Annotated in this window: 5 protein-coding genes; 2 read left to right on the top strand and 3 right to left on the bottom strand. The window is 72.8% G+C overall.

The genetic code is table 11. The features are described from left to right. Window positions 1-20: 20 nt before the first annotated feature. From ACWGKQ_RS38870 to ACWGKQ_RS38860, 3 genes are read right to left on the bottom strand one after another with little or no spacing between them, the layout of a single operon-like run. A complete protein-coding gene (locus tag ACWGKQ_RS38870) occupies window positions 21-593 on the bottom strand; it encodes a MarR family winged helix-turn-helix transcriptional regulator (protein ID WP_453296764.1) in 573 nt (190 codons plus the stop codon). A gap of 57 nt (window positions 594-650) precedes the next feature. Further along, complete coding sequence (locus tag ACWGKQ_RS38865; protein ID WP_453296763.1) at window positions 651-3,173, bottom strand: right-handed parallel beta-helix repeat-containing protein; 2,523 nt, start codon at window positions 3,171-3,173, stop codon at window positions 651-653. A gap of 37 nt (window positions 3,174-3,210) precedes the next feature. After that, complete coding sequence (locus ACWGKQ_RS38860) at window positions 3,211-14,820, bottom strand: hypothetical protein (protein WP_453296762.1); 11,610 nt, start codon at window positions 14,818-14,820, stop codon at window positions 3,211-3,213. Between the two features lie 171 nt (window positions 14,821-14,991). Here ACWGKQ_RS38860 and ACWGKQ_RS38855 point away from each other — a divergent pair, with 171 nt between their 5' ends. Further along, window positions 14,992-15,843, top strand: a complete 852-nt coding sequence (locus ACWGKQ_RS38855; protein WP_453296761.1) for a hypothetical protein — start codon at window positions 14,992-14,994, stop codon at window positions 15,841-15,843. Window positions 15,844-15,905: 62 nt separating this feature from the next. After that, window positions 15,906-16,217: a hypothetical protein gene (locus ACWGKQ_RS38850; RefSeq protein WP_046730425.1), complete on the top strand. Its 312-nt coding sequence runs from the start codon at window positions 15,906-15,908 to the stop codon at window positions 16,215-16,217. Window positions 16,218-16,298: the final 81 nt, after the last annotated feature.

Here is a 16,298-nt window from a genome sequence, read left to right as displayed (position 1 = left end):
CTCCTGATCGGGCGTCCCGATCAGGCCTTGGGGCGCCTACCGCTGCGGCGGGGTGCCGGCTCGGCGCCGTCGAGCAGTTCCCGGCGCCGCTCCTCGCCGTGCTCCTCGACCTGGAGCACGACCCGCCGCAGCAGCTCCGCGAGGGTCCGGCACTCGGCGTCGCTGAGCCCGGAGGTCACGAACGCCTCCTCCTCGTTGAACGCCGGGAACACCCGCTGCATCAGCTCCTCGCCCTTCTCGGTGAGACTGAGCAGGACCAGGCGGCCGTCGCCCGGATGCCCGGCCCGGCTGACCAGCCCACGCGACTCCAGGGTGCGGGCCACGCCCGTGAGCGTGCCCTTGGAGATCCCGGCCTCCTCCGCCACATGCCGGGTCTCCGACTCGCCCCACACCCAGACGACCCACAGCACCACGAACGCGGTCCAGGTGAGGTCCGAGCCGCGCAGCACGGAGTTCTCCAGGTGCTGGCGCACGGCGGAGGCGGCCCGGTGGATGTTGGCCACGGCCGCCATCCGGTCCCGGCGGATCGGGATGCCACCGAGCTTCGCCGAGGCCAGCTTCTCGGCTTCGGTGATGGACCGCTGACCGGGCACGGGTGACTCCTTCTCGACTTTCGTTCGGCCTCAAATTGTACGGAACGAAGCGTGCCGTCAGCGGGCGGCCGGGTGGGGCAGGTCGTGGGCCTCCAGGCTGATCAGCTCTTCGGCCGTCGGGGCGGTGAGCTCGGCCACGCGCTGGGCCTGGCGTTCGGTCATCTCCTGGAAGATCTGGCGCGCCGAGCGGCCGTTGCCGAAGCCCTCGCCCCGGGGCATGGCCTGGAAGAGGGAGAACAGTTCGGTACGGGCCGTCGGAGTCAGCTCGTAGCGGTGCTGCCCAGCCTGGAACTCGACGATCGACACCAGCTCGCCCGGCTCGTAGTCCTCGAAGAGCAGGGTGCGGCCGAAGCGCGAGGCGAGGCCGGGGTTGGAGCCGATGAAGCGGTGCATGTCGCCGGGGTAGCCGGCGGCGATGACCACCACGTCGTCGCGGTGGTCCTCCATCAGCTTCACCAGGGTCGCCACGGCCTCGGTACCGAAGTCGTTGCCCGCGAAGGCCGGGGCCAGGGAGTAGGCCTCGTCGATGAAGAGCACACCGCCGAGCGCCCGGGTGAAGGCGGCGGTGGTCTTCGGGCCGGTGTGGCCGACGTACTCGCCGACCAGCGCGGTCCGGTCGACCTCGATCAGGTGGCCCCGGCGCAGCAGCCCGAGGGCCTTGAGGAGACGGCCGTAGAGGCGGGCGACCGTGGTCTTGCCGGTGCCGGGGTTGCCGGCGAAGACCAGATGGCGGCTGAGCGGCGGGGCCGGCAGTCCGGCCTCCTCGCGGCGGCGGACCGTCTGCATGAGCTTGACCAGGGAACCGACGTCCTGCTTGACCCGGTCCAGGCCGACCAGTTCGTGGAGTTCGCCGAGCAGGTCCTCCAGGCTCTCCTCCTCCGGCTCGTCGGAGTCGTCGACGGCCTTGGCGGTGGAGGGGGAGGCGGGGGCGGCACCGGGTCTGCCGTTCGCGGGGGCCGTGGCGGGGGTGCCGAAGGTCAGCGGGGTGCCGTCGGCGGTGCAGTCCTCCAGGACCGGCTTGGCGCCCTCGTCGGTGCCCAGCGCCTCCGCGCAGTCCCGGATCCGGCAGTGCCGGAAGACCGGGTCGGCTCCCTTGGCGACGTGCAGGGCGGGGAAACCCGCGCGGGTGACGTCGAGCGAGGTGAACGTGCCGCCCGCGCCCTCGGCCAGGAACACCCCGTTCTTGCCCGGCCGGTCGATGTGCAGCCCGGTGATCTCCGGCCTGGCGCCGGTCCACACGACCGCGCCGGAGCCCGCGCAGTCCTCGACCCGGCCGCCGGTCACCGTGGCCTCGGCGCCCTCGTCGACCACCAGGCCGGCCGCCCCCGCGCCGCTGATCCGGATGCCGGCGAGGGAGACGGCGGCGCCCTTGGCGACCTGCACGCCGATCTCCTTCGTCCCGGTCACCGTGGTGTCCGCGACCGTGCTGCCGGCGGGCGAGCCGATGCCGATCCCGGCGGCGGACCCGGCGACCCGGCAGCCGGTGAGTGTGGCCACCGCCCGCTCCAGGACGCTGACCCCGGTCATGGCGACATCGGTGATCCCGCAGTCGGTCAGCTCGATCCGGGCCTCGCCCGTGGCGTGCACACCGTGCTCGGAGCCGCCCCGCACCCGGCAGTCGGCGAGCCGCCCGACGGCCGTACCGGCCAGATGCACCGCGCTGAAGGCACTGCGGTCGATCCGGCAGTCGGCCAGGTCCGCCTCGGCCGAGCCCGTCACCAGGAGCCCGTTGGCCCCCGCGTCCGCCACGGAACAGCCCGACGCGCTGAGCCGTGCGGTCTCCTGCACGACCAGCCCGCTGGCGGCCGCCCCCCGGATCCGGCAGTCGGTCAGCTCGGCCCGCGCCGAACCGGTCAGATGCACCCCCGCCGCACCGGGCGTCTCGATGCGCGACTCCCCGGCCAACGCCTCGGTGGAGTCCTCGAGGAGCAGCCCCGCCCTGCCACTGCCCGCCAGCACCGAGTCGGTCAGCCGCAGCCGCGCCCGGCCGCGCAGCCGCATCCCGGACCCGGTCGTACGCTCCAGCCGCAGCCGTACGGCGTCCAGGCTCGCCGTGCCGGACAGCACCACGCCGGTGCCGTCGACGCCGGTCACCGCCGTGTCCTCAAGCCGGGCGCGGACACCACCCGCCAGGTGCAGACCGGCCAGCCTGGCCCCCTCCAGACGGCAGCGGCGCAGGACCACGGCCGTCGTACCGCCCTCCTCGTCGTCCGGGCCCTTCACCTGGACCCGGCCGCCTTCCACCGAGCACTCCTCCAGGACCAGCCCGGCGCCGGGCGACACGCTCACGGCGGGCAGGCCCGCGTCCGAGCCCCACACGGTGATGTTGTGCAGGGCGCAGTCCGGCCCGTCCACGGTCACCGCGGGCGCCTCACCGGGCGGCGCCGCGATCACCACGCTGCCCCGGCCGTGCTCCGCCGTGAGCACCACCGCGCGGTCCAGCACCAGGTTCTCCGTCCAGGTGCCGGGGGCGATCACCACCAGGTCGCCGGGCGAGGCGGCGCGTATCGCCTCGCCGATGGTCCGGTACGCGCCCCGGCCGCCCTGCCCCTTGGGCGCCACGGTGTGACGGGTGGTCATCTACGTTCCTCAGTCCTCGGTGATCGCCGCTGCCCGGTCACGGTGCCTGGTAGTAGGTGGGATTGATGCTCGCACGATACGTACTGGTCAGGTACAGCGACTGGATCGTCTTCTCGAAGATCTTGAAGGGTAGCTGGATCCAGAAGTCGGCGAAGCCCTGGCGGTGGAAGAGCCGGCTGCCCGCGCTCATCACGAACACGTTCTTGACCAGTCCGGTGGTGGCGGCCGTCGTCACGGAGGCGGCGGCGTTGATCCCGCCCTCCCAGACCGCGTCCCCGCCATGCAGCTTCACGGTCTGCCCGTCGGCGTTGGTCACGCCCCACACCGCCGCGTTCATACTGCCGTTGACCCAGCCGGACAGGGCGCTGCTGAGGACGCCGAACGAGAAGTCGTAGGCACCGCCCCGCCAGCGGGTCGGCGTCTCGTTGCCCGCCCACTCGTTGACCCAGGTCTTGTCGTGGTTCAGCGGGCGCCGGGTCCACGGCTTGCCGCCGTCGACATTGGCGATACCCGCCTTGAACTTGCCGAGCTTCTCGAACCCGAGGGCCCGGTTCTCGTGCACCGCGGTGCTCAGACCGGTCTTGACGGTCGCGCCGACCGCCGCGTTGGCGAACGACTTGAGGGCGTCCTTGCCGGTGAACGGCTTGTTCTGGACGGCGGCCACGATCCCGTTGACGGCGAGGTTCGCACCGAACTCCAGGATGAACTCCTGACCGAACTCCAGCGCCGCCTTCTTGGCCACGGACTGCCAGTACGGCTCGTAACGCGCCTCGCGCAAGGCCGCGTTGCCGTCCGGCAGGACCGTGCCGGACCACGGCATGCGCTGCGCCTCCCGGGTGGTACGGCCCCAGCCGCGGATCTCGGTGAGCGCGCCCCGGAAGTCGTACTCGTTGCCGGTCAGCCGCATCCGGCCGAAGCTGTCCCGCTCGAACACCAGCCCGCTGTCGGTGCGTTGGGCGATCAGCTCGCCCCGGTCGCTGTACCGGTTCCACTGGCCGCGCCAGGCGTCCGTCTCCAGGAACCCGCCGCCGTCCGCCTTCCGCTCGCGGACCACACTGCCGTGGTCGTACTCCTTCCACACCGACCCCGGTGTTCCGGCGCCGGTGTCGTACGTCCGCACCCGCACCGGACCGCCGTTGTGCAGCGGGGTCTCGCGCACGACGGCGGGCGCGCCCTGGCCGGTGCCGGGCAGCGAGTCGCGGAAGTGGCGGGCGCCGGGCGCCCACTGGTCCTGCCAGGCGCCGTCGTGCCACCAGCGGCGGACCTGGTTGACCATGGCCGGATCGAGGGCCGTGCCGTCGCGCTTGAAGACGTTGGCCGTCCACCAGCCGTTGGCGTCCCGCCAGGCGTCCACGTACCGGCCCGAGTCGAGCATCCGGCGCTCGCGGACCAGTTGCCCGTTCGCGTCGAAGTCCCGGTAGGAGTCGTCCCAGGGCAGCCTGGAGTCGGTGGAGCCGCGGAAGAACTGCCGCTCCCCGGTGGCCACCTGGGCGCCGTTCCCGTCCAGCTCGCGCCAGGTCCAGCGGCCGGAGTCGGCGCGGCCCGAACCCTGGATCACATGGTCCGGGGCGTTCGGCTTGGGGTGGCTCTGGCCGACGAGGTTGCCGTGCGGGTCCCGCTCCACCCAGAAGCGGTTCCCCGACGGGCCGGTGTACTCCCGGACCACCCCGCCGGGCCGCCCCTCGCGGGCGATGTGGGTGGTGCCGTCGGCGGCCTGGTGGACGTCCTGCCAGAGCCTGCCGTCCGGGTCGTTCGCTAGCGGTTCGCGGTAGCCCCTGACCTGGCCGGCCTGCCAGGGCTGGTCGGTGGGGTTGGCCGGGGCGTGGCCGGGGCGCCCGGCGTGGTCGCCGACCTTCAGGGACGTGCCGTCGTGCAGCTTGCCGCTGAAGCGGGCGAAACTCCCGTCGGCGGCCAGGTCGAGGGCGCTGCCGTCCATGCCGACATAGCGCACACCGGAGGCGGTGACCGTGCCGTCGTTCGCCTCTCTGCTCCAGGTGAACACCTGGTAGGTGTTGTCGCCCCGGACATGCGCGTACGGCGGCCGGGTGTGCTCGGCGCCGGTCAGCCAGCGGGTGCGCACCCATGTCGGCGGGCGCTGCTCGCGCCAGCGGTCGGTGGTCAGGAAGCCGTCCCCGAACGCCTCGTGCCTGCCGACCTCCTTGCCGTGCGGGGAGTGCCGTTCCCAGGTGGCGCGCAGCGTGCCGTCCGGGTTCATGGCGTGCTCCTGGTACTGGCCGGCCCGCTCGGGCCACTCGGCCATGCCCCACTGCCGCTGGGCGACCCGGCCGTCGGCCGTGCGGTCGGTCCAGCCGCTGCCCAGGCGCTCCGGTGTTCGCGGGCCCGAGGAGAGCTCCCTGCCCGCGCCGTCGTAGCGGTGCCAGGTCCAGCTGCCGTCGGCGTTCCGCACGGCCAGGGTGTGCCCGGCGCTGCCGTCGAACTTCTGCAGCCCGTCCCGGTATTCGCGGACCGTGCGCCCCCGGCCGTCGGTGTCGTGCCAGCCGGTGCCCGCCGTGTCGTAGTGCCGGCCGCCGGTCCCGGCCGGGGTGCCGCTCTCGTCCCAGCGCACCCAGTGGGTACGGGGGGCGGTGCGGGCGAAGGCGATGGTGTCGGTGCGGCGGAAGGAGTCGAGGGCATCGCCGCCGGCCCCGGGCAGCACCCGGCGCTCGAAGACCGGGACCTTGGCCCTGGTCGAACCGAGCAGCCGGATGCGGCCGTTGGCGAGGCCGGAGAGGTCGACGGTGCCGTGGTGGAAGGCGCCGGCTCCCGCGGTGCCCCGGCCGTCGACGCGTGCCCAGGTGTTCCGGGCGTGGTCGAGGACGTACGTGAAGTCCGTCGGCCGGCCGTTGTCCAGCACCCGGAACCCCTGCCGGGCCGGGCGGCCGTCGGCACCCAGTTCCAGGAACTCGCCGCTGCGCGGGCTGCCCTGCCGCTGGAACACGATCCGCAGCCGGCCGTCGGTCCGGCCGACGTTCCAGTGGTCGAGCCGGGCGCCGGAGGCGTTCTCCAGCCATCCGCCGCCGAAGCGCCCGTCGGCCGCCGTCTCGGTGACCACGAGGCGTTCGCCGTGCCCCGCCGGCAGTGTCTCGGTGGTGCGGTGACCGCCGCCCGGCAGGGGCACCCGCTCCCCGAGGAACCGGCCGGTGTTCTGGTCGAAGGTCCGCACGACACCGTCGGGCCGGGTCACCAGGACACGGCCCGCCGGGTCGACGGCGGCGGTGTGCGTCGGGTTCGGGCCGAAGGCGTCGTCCAGCACCTGCTCCGGCGCTCCCAGCGGCCGGTCGAGGTGCCAGGCCGTGGCGCCGTCGCGCCCGGTCAGCCGGAGGCCGTCGCCGGTGTGTGCGCCGTCGGGCCCGAACGTGCGGTAGCCGGCGCCGTGAGCGGTACGGAAACCGCCGTTGCCCGGCAGGACGGTGACCGCGTCGGGCAGCGGGCGGCCGTCGGCACCGGTGAGCCGGTGGCCGCCGGCCCCGTCGGACGCCACGAAGCGGGTACCCCGTGGCCCGCCGGCCGGGTCCGCCAGCGCCGTCGAGGTGCCCACCGGACGGGCGTGCCCGTCGTAGAGCACGGAGTGCCCGGTGGTGTCGTCGATGGTGCGCAGCCGGTTGTCGCCGACCTCGATGACACGCTCCGGCAGCGGCTGCCCGGCCGCATCGGTGAGCCGGTGGCCGCCCGCGCCGTCCGGTACGGCGATCCGGTCGCCGCGTCCGCCCGTCGCCGGGTCGAACAGCGCCCGGCCCGTGTCCTCGAAGCGTCCCTCGCCGGTGTACCGGGTGGTGGTGCCGGTCGTGTCGTCGGTCACCCGGAACCCGGTGCCGTCGGGCAGCCGGGTGACCGTCCCGGGCTGCGGAACGCCGGCCGTGTCGGTCACCGCGTACCGGCCGTCGCCCCGCTCCGCCAGGAAGAGCCCGCCGCGTCCGCCCTGCGGGTCGGTGAGGGAGAACCCCGCCTCCTGGAGCCGGCCCCGGCCGTCGTGGCGTACGGAGACACCGGTCGCGTCGTCGGTGATCCGCACACCGTTGCCGTCGCCCAGGCGGTCCGCGCGCATCGGCAGGCGGTCGCCCGCCAGGTCGGTGACATGGGTGCCGGTGCCGTCGGTGACCAGGACCAGATGGTCCTCGGGTACGTCGGTCGGAGTGGTGAGCCGGACCCCTGCGTCGATCGGGCGGCCCTGTCCGTCGACCCGGGTCGTGGCGCCGCTGCCGAAGTCGGTGATCCGCACCTGGCCGCCGGGCAACGGCTCGGCGGCCAGCCCCTGGGCGCCCGGGCCGGTGACCGTCACCCGGTCGGCGTGGCCGTGCCCGTTCAGGCGGATGTCCAGGCGCAGCCCCGTGGGCGAGTCGTCGGCGCGGAGCAGCGGGACGTCCTCGGCGATCCGGTCGCCGTTCGCGGTGTACGTCGTGACGACGTCCCGGTCCGTGTGCCGTACCAGGAAGCCGCCGTCCGGGCCGGGGGCCACGGTCCGGTCCGAGACCGGGTTGAGCTGCTGGTCGAGCAGCCGCAGTGTCGACCCGCCCTCCTCGGAGGTGCTGACCGTGATGGTGAGGCCGTTCGGGCCGGAGACCCCCGAGTCGTTGAGGTCGATCCGGTCGACCGTGACGGGCACGTTGTCGGGCAGGTCGTCGAACCCGCCGGCGCCGAGCGTCGCGCCGTGCCGGGTGGCGTCCGCGTCGAGCTCGTCGATCCGGGCCTGGATGCGCTGCGGATCGGCGGCGTTGTCCCGCAGGCCGTGGTAGGCCGCGTTGAATCGGTTCTCGGCGGCGTCCACGCGCAGCCGCACCTGCTCGTCGACGGCGCTCACGCCCTGCGAGGTGCTCGCGTCGCCGGGCCCGCGGAGCTGCCCGCGGGCGTCCCCGAGGTCCTGACGGGCGGCGGTCAGCTCCTCCCACCCCGTGCGCCACGGCCGCCCCTCGGGCCCGAGGATGCGCTGGACCCCCTCGGACCGGGCGGCCCACGGGGTGTCCCCGCCCGGCCGGGCCGGGGGCGGAGCAGCCCTCTCCAGGAGCCCGAGGGCGTTCTCCTGCCGCTCGAACCGCTGGATCTCGCCGAGTACGACCTGGAGGCGGGCGTGCGTTCGCGGACTCGCGCCCCCGGCGGACACGGCAGCCCGGGTCCGGTCGCCGAGCCCGCCCGCGGGCCCGAGACGTTCGAAGTCCTCCAGCACGCGGTAGGCGTTCGCCTCGGCCCGCACCTGGTTCAGCAGCGCGTCGACACCGGCCCGGCGGGCCGACTCCGGGCGTGCGTGCACGAAGGTCTCGGCGGCGGTGACCAGCCGGTCCAGGGCGTCGGCCCGCTGCCCCAGCCGATCGACGGGAACCTGGCGGAACTCGTCCAGAGCCCGGTCCACGGGATGGATCTGCGAGCGGAAGCGGATACCGCCCGGCCTCGCGGTACGGGTCCGGAAGGTGGCCCGGTCGAGGAGGTCGGGATCGGCCGCGCGACCGACGGCGGGTGCCGTCGTCGTCGGGGCGGCGTCGGTGCGCGGTGGCTCGGGCCGCCGGAACAGGTCGTCGACGACCGAGTCCCCCGGCGCTCGCGGAGCCGAACCGCCGGCCCCGAGACGGGTGCCGTCCTGCGGGGGCAGCGGTGCCGAATGGCCCGTGTCGGCCGGGTGGGAAGCCGCCGTGGTGAGGTCGTCGAGCTTCGGCGCCGTGGACTCGGTGCCGGTGTGGAGCGGCGCGGCCGAGCCGAGGTCGTGCAGGCGCGGTGCCGTGGCATCGGTGTCCACGAGGCGGAGGGCGGCCGCGGAGTCGACGGTGACCGGGTGCGGCTGGGACGCGTCGAGGTCGGTCGGGCGGGGCGAGGTGGTGTCGGTCCCGACGAGCCGCGGCGGCGTGGTCTCCGTGTCGATCGGGTGCGCGGTGGGCGACTCGTGGGGAGAGCGGGACGGTCGGCTCGTGTCGGTGACCTCGATGCGCGGCGGGGTGCTGTCGGTGTCGATACGCAGGGGCGCGGGTGCGTCGGTGCCGATGCGCTGCGGTGCCGGTGCGTCGGTGTCGATGCGGTGGGGTGCGGGCGCCGTGGTGTCGAGGCCGTGCGGTGTCGGTGCGTCGGTGTGGGGGGTGTGTGCCGTGGTGCCGTCCGTGGTGAGGGCGGGCGGCTTGGTGTCGGGGCCGAACCGGGCCGGGACGGCCGGCTGGTGCCCATGAGCCGCGCTCGTGCTGCTCTCGGCGACGGCCGACGGCGGAAGGGTGGGCGTGTCCGCCTTCGGGGACAGGAAGAGGTCACGGCCCAGCTGCGTGAGGTGCAGGCCGTCGCCGTCTCCCCTCACCAGATCCGCCTTGACCAGCTTCTTGTAGGTGTCGCCGAAGTTGTTCCTGGCGAGGCCGACCGCGGCCTTGGTCTCCTCGCCGTTGCTGGAGTTCTTCAGCGCCCGGAAGCCGTCGTGGTCGATAAGAGCCTCGAGCATCGTCTTCATGTGCTTGGTGGGCTTGTCCACCTTCAGCGCGAGCTGCGCGTCCAGGAGCCGGTCCAGCTCCGGCGACCGGACCTGGGACGGGCCGGCCCCCGCGCCGGCGACCGCCTTGGGCTGCGCCTTCGGGCCGCCGGCCTCCCGCGACGGCGTCACTTCCGCAAGCCGCGTCCTGATGTCGTCGAGGAGCTTCACCCGCTGGTCGAGCAGGGTCTGCGCCATGGCCTTGCGCTCGCCGACGGCGACCGAGTGGAACTGCCGTGTCAGCTCGACGGATTCCTGGGCCCGGGGGAGTGCCTGGTTGAGGTTGTACCGGACGTTCTTCGTATTGTTGGGGACCTTGGTGGCGTTGTCCGCCTGGCGCAGCTTGTCGGATGCCTCGTCGAACGCCTTGCCCGCGGCACGCGCGGCCGGGTCGACCGTGCCGTCGGCGAGGTAGCGGCCGTCTCCGTCCGCCTGGTGGACCGTGAGCGGCTTCGGCCACTCCGAGGCGACACGGCTCTCGAACGGGTTGATGGGCAGCCCCGAGCCGAACTTCGCCTCGGGCCGGTAGAGCTTCGTGACGACCGACCCCAGCTGGTCCGCGTCGATCGGACCGGCCACCATCCGCAGGACGTCGTCCTTGAAGCCGCCCCCGATCAGGTGTACTTCGCGCACCACGGACAGGGCGAGCGCCTCCTGGACGTGTTCGCCGTGGAAGACCTCCTGATCGAAGGAGACGGTACGGGGATCGCCGCCGCCCGGGTACTCGTACGTCCAGCGGGCCCGCTCGCCCATCTTCTGGAATCCGTCGTCGTACTTCGCGCTGCGGACGACGTCGTCGCCGTGCGTCAGCTTGCTCATCGTGTCGCGGTCGAGCGGGTGCAGCTGGTCGTGCAGCGAGACCCAACCGCCCTTCTGCTCAAGGACCTTGGCGTCGAAGACCAGCGTCGTCGGCCCGTACCGGGAGGCCATCGGCTTGTCGCCGACCTCCATGCGGAAGAAGACGAAGTCGTCATTGCCCAGGTTGGAGGTGTTGTTCACCGAACTCTTGCCGGAGGCGAGGAACTTGAAGCCGCGCCGGCTCAGGTCGCCCTGGGAGGACATCACCCCGCTGTTGGCGATGGCGTGATAGGCGGGGGTCGCGTGCTTGATGCGGTACGGCAGGTTCTGGAGCCCGTCCAGGAGGGCTTCGAACCGGACGCGCTCGGCCTGCGGCATGCCGGTCAGCAGCTCGCCGACCTCCCTGCGCAGGTCCCCGATGTTCCGCTCGGAGAGCCCGCGCACGAACGAGATCTGCTGGGTCCGCGACAGCCGGTCGAAGTTCTCGAAGTCGGCGAACACCTGCTGCCAGCGTGCCGTGGAGCCGGGCAGCTCGGCCTTCCACTGGGTTCCGGTCGGCACCTCGGCGAAGGCCTTGTCGGTGCGGTAGCGCCGGGTGAGACCGGCGAGTCCGCGGACGTCGTTGATGGAGGTCTCGGTGCCCTTGAAGCCCTTGAGGACGAGGGGGGTGCCCTCCGTCGCGCCCCGGGCGGCGTCGCCGACCAGGTCGGCGAGATGCCGGGCGACGGCGATGACCGGCGCGTGCTGGTTGCGCAGGGTGTAGGTGCCGCCGAACTCTGCGGCCTCCTTGACGAAACCCTGGAGCGAGGTGTCCAGTTCACCGGCGGCGTGGGTGAGGTCGTCGGCCAGCCGCTGGAGCTCGTGGAGAGGCTCGGTGCCGGCCGTCGCCAGGTTCTCCAGCCGCTGGGCCAGGGTCCGTACCTGGACCGACTGGTTCTCGATCTCCTGACCGGTCCGGATGAACTGGTCCGCACCCGCCGAACCGCCCTCGGCGCGGACCCTGGTGTCCAGGTCCAGGGCGTGTTGCTGCAGGGTCCGGGCCCGCTCCAGCTCACCGGCGCCGGCGAACTGGTCGACCAGCTGGTTGAGATCACGCTGGGACAGCCCGCCGTGCTCGACCTCGTGCAGCAGGGCCTGGTCCAGGTCATGGACGGCCAGGCTCGCCTGGCTCTTCGCCTCGTCCAACGCCTTGTTGGCGTCCCCGAGTTGCTTGGGCGCGGCGTTGGCCAGCTTGCTCTCCGCCTGCTGGAGGCCGTGCTGGGCCTTGAGATGGTCGGCCAGCAGCTCGGGCAGGGCCGTACCGCCGAGCGCGCGGGGGCGTTCCCTGAGGCTGAGGTCGCGCAGGGCAGCCAGGTCGCCGTCCATCCGGGCCGGGTCGAGGCCCAGTTCGGTCAGGCGGCCGCGGGTGTCGTCGTACCGCTGCCGGGCGTCGCGGACGTCGTCCCGGAGGCGGATCTCGTGGACGCTCGGGCCGTGCGAGCCGCCCGCGGTGCCGTGGTCGGGCAGCAGGTCCTCGGCCCGGCCCAGGTCGTAGCGGGCCTGGACATGGTCCCGCCAGGCGGTACGCCGGTCCAGGCGCAGGGGGTCGTCCGCGCCGCCGAACAGCGCGTCGACCCGCTCGCCGTCCCGGAACCAGGCCTGCTCGATGTCGGCGGGGGTGAGGCGGGTGTCGCCGCGCGGGGCCTTGACGGCCAGCTGGTGGTCGCCGGGCACCCGGACGACGTTGGGGTCCTTGAGGAGATCGTCGAAGCTGTCGGAGTGGGCGGAGGTCGTGGCCCCCTGTTCCGGCAGGTGTTCCGGGGCGTGCCCGGGCGTGCCGGAGGCCGAGCCGGCCAGGCCCTTGTCGGCGTCCGTGTGGGTGGGGGTGCCGGCGAAGGCGGGGCCGTCGGTGGTGCGGGCGCTGCGGCCGGTGTCGACGAGGTCGAGGGCCGAGCCGCTGTGGTCGCCGCCGGGACCCGGGTGCCCGGAGCCGCCGACCGGCGCGGGAGCCGGCTCGTGCGTCCCGGCGCCGACCATGAGCCGGTCGGGGGTCATGGGGTTCGTCGGATTCGTCGTCAGCCGGTCCGGGGCGATCGTGAGCCGGTCAGGCGTCCCGGGCGTCGGGGACGGCGAGCCGTGCGGGAGCCGCTCCGGCGGGGTGCCCGGGCGCGGCGAGCCCGGCTGGTGCACGAGTTCGTCGAGGTGGAGGCGGGTCTGGTGGGCGTTGAGGGCGCTGGTGGTGCGCTCGGCGAGGGCGTCGCCGGTGCCGGGCGCCACGGGGGAGTGCGGGGTGTTGTGGCGGGTGCCGGCGAGCAGGTCGAGGGCCGAGACCCCGGCGTCGACGCTGCCCGGCCCGCCGTGCCGGATGCCGGTCGGGGAGGGGTGGGCGACGGTCGTGGGGCCGGTGAGCAGGCTGTGCGGCGCCGTCACGTCGTGCGGGCCGCCGGGCGCCGGGGCCGAGTCGAGCGCGGTGTGGGCGATGTTCGTGCCCGGGGTGCCGGTCAGTGCGGTGTGGGCCGCGCCGATGCCGGGGGCGCCCGGTGCGTGGACGGTGCCGACGCCCGGGGTGCCGGTGAACGCGGAGTGCAGGGTGCCCGCGCCCGGGTTGGCGGTCGACAGGTCGCCGAGCGTGGCCGCGACCGGCGGCGGTGTGGCGTGGGTGCCGGTGAGGACGGTGCTGCCCGGCGCGTGGGTGGCGTTGTGCGCGCCGCCCGGCAGCAGCACGTCGGTGGTGGAGGTGAGGTTCGCCGGCGCCGGGGGCAGTCCGGTGAGCGTGGTGTGGGCACCGCCGGAGACGGCGGTGACCGGCGTGTCGGTGATGCCGTGGCCGGCGCCGGGGACTCCCGCCGAGGCGGGCACATGGAGGCCGGACGCGGTGGTGACAGTCGGTGTGGCGCCGGCGCTCACCCCGAGCTCCGAATGCCCGCCCAGTGCGCCGAAGTTCTCCACGCGCACGGCGCCGAGCTGCACATGCGGCATGTCGACCAGCGCGTCCACCGTGCGCGCCGCGTGGACGCCGAAGTTGCCGCGGTGGGCGATCGCGCCGACGTCACCGAGGTTGAGGGACGGCGGCCGGAGCGTCGAGGTGACGTCCAGATGCGTGCTCGGGATGCTGAGGTCGAGGTTGCGGATGCTGCTCTGCCCGGAACCCGCCCCGAACCGCACCTCGTTGAGCTGGATGCGGGGCATGTCGACAAGGGCGTCGACGGTGCGCGGGTCGACCGGCACCGAGCTGATCGTACGGCCGATGCTGCTGGTGATCGGGGCGCCGAAGATGTGCTGGCCGAGCACACCGCGGTCGAAGAGGCTGATCCGCAGGGCCCGTGCGAAGCCGTACTCGCCGATCTCCGCCGCGTCCACCGGCAGGAAGATCCGCAGCCACTTGGTGCCGCCGAACTCCTGGCCCACCCACTCCTTGGTGGCCTGCCAGCCGCGGGAGAGCGTCTCGGGCAGCCCGCGCACGAACCCGGGAATCGCCTTGAAGCCCTGCACGACCGTCAGACTCAGGGAGTTGACGCCGTGGCTGATGATGTTGGGCAGGTTGTGGATGCCGTCCAGCACCCACAGGCCGCCCTTGTAGACCCAGGTGCTGCCGAGCCGCACCAGGTCCTTGAGGCCGAGCAGCAGCGTGGTGGGGCGGAAGCCGTTGGTGAACAGGTTGCGCAGGGCCTGGAAGGTGCCCCGGGCGATGTTGGCGAACCCCTTGGCGAAGGCCGTCGTACCGACGCTCTTGATGATCTGGAAGATCGGCAGCGCCTTGGTGGTGGGCGCCAGGATGCCGAGCCCGGCGAGGAAGAGGTCGAGGAAACTGGCGTCACCGTTGGCGAAGTCGACGATCGTCTTGATGAAGAGGGTCAGGTTGACGCCGAGGGCGAGCAGCGCGATCGGGCCGCCGAAGATCAGCGCGGGCACGATCAGGATGATCGCCAGCCACTGGAACGCCTCCCAGAAGAGCTGGCACTTGGAGATCGGCAGTTGGATGTCGGAGACACCGGAGATGCTGCTCGCCGCCGTGGCCGCGCCCTCGCCGTGCTCGGTGCCGGCCTGCCGCGCCGTGGAGGCGTAGGTGTCCCGGTTCGGGTCGTCCTCGGAAAGCCCTCGGCCCGAGTTGAGGGCGCCGTCGGCACGGGACTGGAGGTCGACCAGCTTGTCCGCCCAGGTGGTCAGCGCGCTCGCCGCGGTCTCGAAGGACTGCGCCACGTCCTCGATGTGCCCGCGCAGCCGGTCGTTGACCTTGTCGCGCAGGGCGTTGGCGGCCTCGCCGACGAAGACGCTGTCACCCGCGGTGTTCATGACCGCGTCGATCGCCGTGCTGATGCGCCGGGCCTCGGAACCCAGGTGGTTGAGCTCGGTGGACAGCGTCCGGATCTGGTCCGGCTCGCCCGGCGTGGGGTCGCTGTCCAGCCCGATCGCGTTCCAGTCGGTCGGGCGTGGCATACGAGTTCCTCCCGGAAGCTGCGGGGCTCGGGGCGGTTCCTCCCCAACTGACCACGCCACAACCGCCGCTGCGGTTCACGTGACCTGGGTTACAGCCGCCGTCCGAGGTGAACCGGCGGGGCGTGTGCGGCGTGGTCCAACTGACCGGAGTCGCGACTGGGAGGCCCAGGCATGGCCGATTCACTCAAAATCGAATACAACGTCCTGAACGATGCCAAACGGGACCTGGAGGCCCTGGCCGGTGACATCGGTCCGCTCCTCGACAACAGCACGTTCTCCCGACTGGGCCAGACGGACTACGACGGATACACCTCCGGCGACGCCCTGACCGTCCTCGGCGACCAGACCCTGGCCGACGCGCTCTCGGGTTTCTACTCCAACGCCAGCAGCACCATGTCCCACGCGGACAAGGGCCTCAAGGAACTGGCGGGCGCCTTCGGCTCGGTGGGCGAGGCGTTCCTGTCGTTCGACTCCGAACTGGCCCAGGGCATGGGCATCACGGGCAGCAACCTGGGCCTGCAGAACTACTTCCGGGACAAGGACCTGTGGGACTACAAGCAGTCCCACCTCGACCAGTGCGTGCCCGGCCCGGACGGCAAGATGCCGGACTTCTGCTCCGCCACCGACCCCGGCGCCCCGCCGCTGGACCAGACGATCAACACCGCGCGGGGCAGCGTCCACACCCACCTCACGCTCGACGACCAGCGTCACGTGATCAAGGAGGAGTCCACCGTCACCTACGACGGCAAGACGTACACCTCGGTCACCAACTACTCCAGCGACGGCAACCACTACACCACGGACACCTCCTACCCGGACGGCAGCACCGTGCACTCGGAGACCAACCTCAACTCCGACGGCAGCGGCACGATGGTGACCACCGGCAGTGACGGCGACCGCACCGAGTACACCCGCGGCCCCAAGGACGCCAACGGCAACCAGCCGGACTGGCAGCAGGTGGGCGGCAACGACGACGACAGCGGGTCGGGCGACCCGTCCGACAACCCGCCGGTCGTCGAATAGTCCGACAGCGGACCGGCAACCTCATCACCTCATCGAGCACGACAGGAACGGACAGGAACCCCATGGCCAGCTACAACGGCATCAACCTCGACTACCACAAGATCGAGGAGGTCGTGAGCCTGCTGCACGACGCCCACGAGAACCTGCTGCCGGTGCTCAGCAACCTGCGCAACCGGGTCAACACCCTCGTCGACGACGGCATGGTCTTCCAGCAGTCCAGCGAGGTCATCCGCACCACCTACAACAACTTCGACACCAGCCTGCTGGCCGCCGTGAAGGGCATCAACGACTTCTCCGAGATGTTCAACGGCATCAAGGAGAACGCGATCCAGTTCGACCAGGGCATCAGCAGCAGCCTGCAGAACAACTCGTAACGCCCGTGAGCGAGAAGGGGCCTTCCCGGGAAGTTCGGAAAGGCCCCTTCTCGCGCTGCGCGGCGGGGGTCAGGCCCGCAG

This window comes from Streptomyces sp. NPDC054770, from assembly GCF_053611985.1.
The sequence above is the reverse complement of the archived record's forward strand: the minus strand, read 5'-3'. Positions and strand labels throughout refer to the sequence as shown.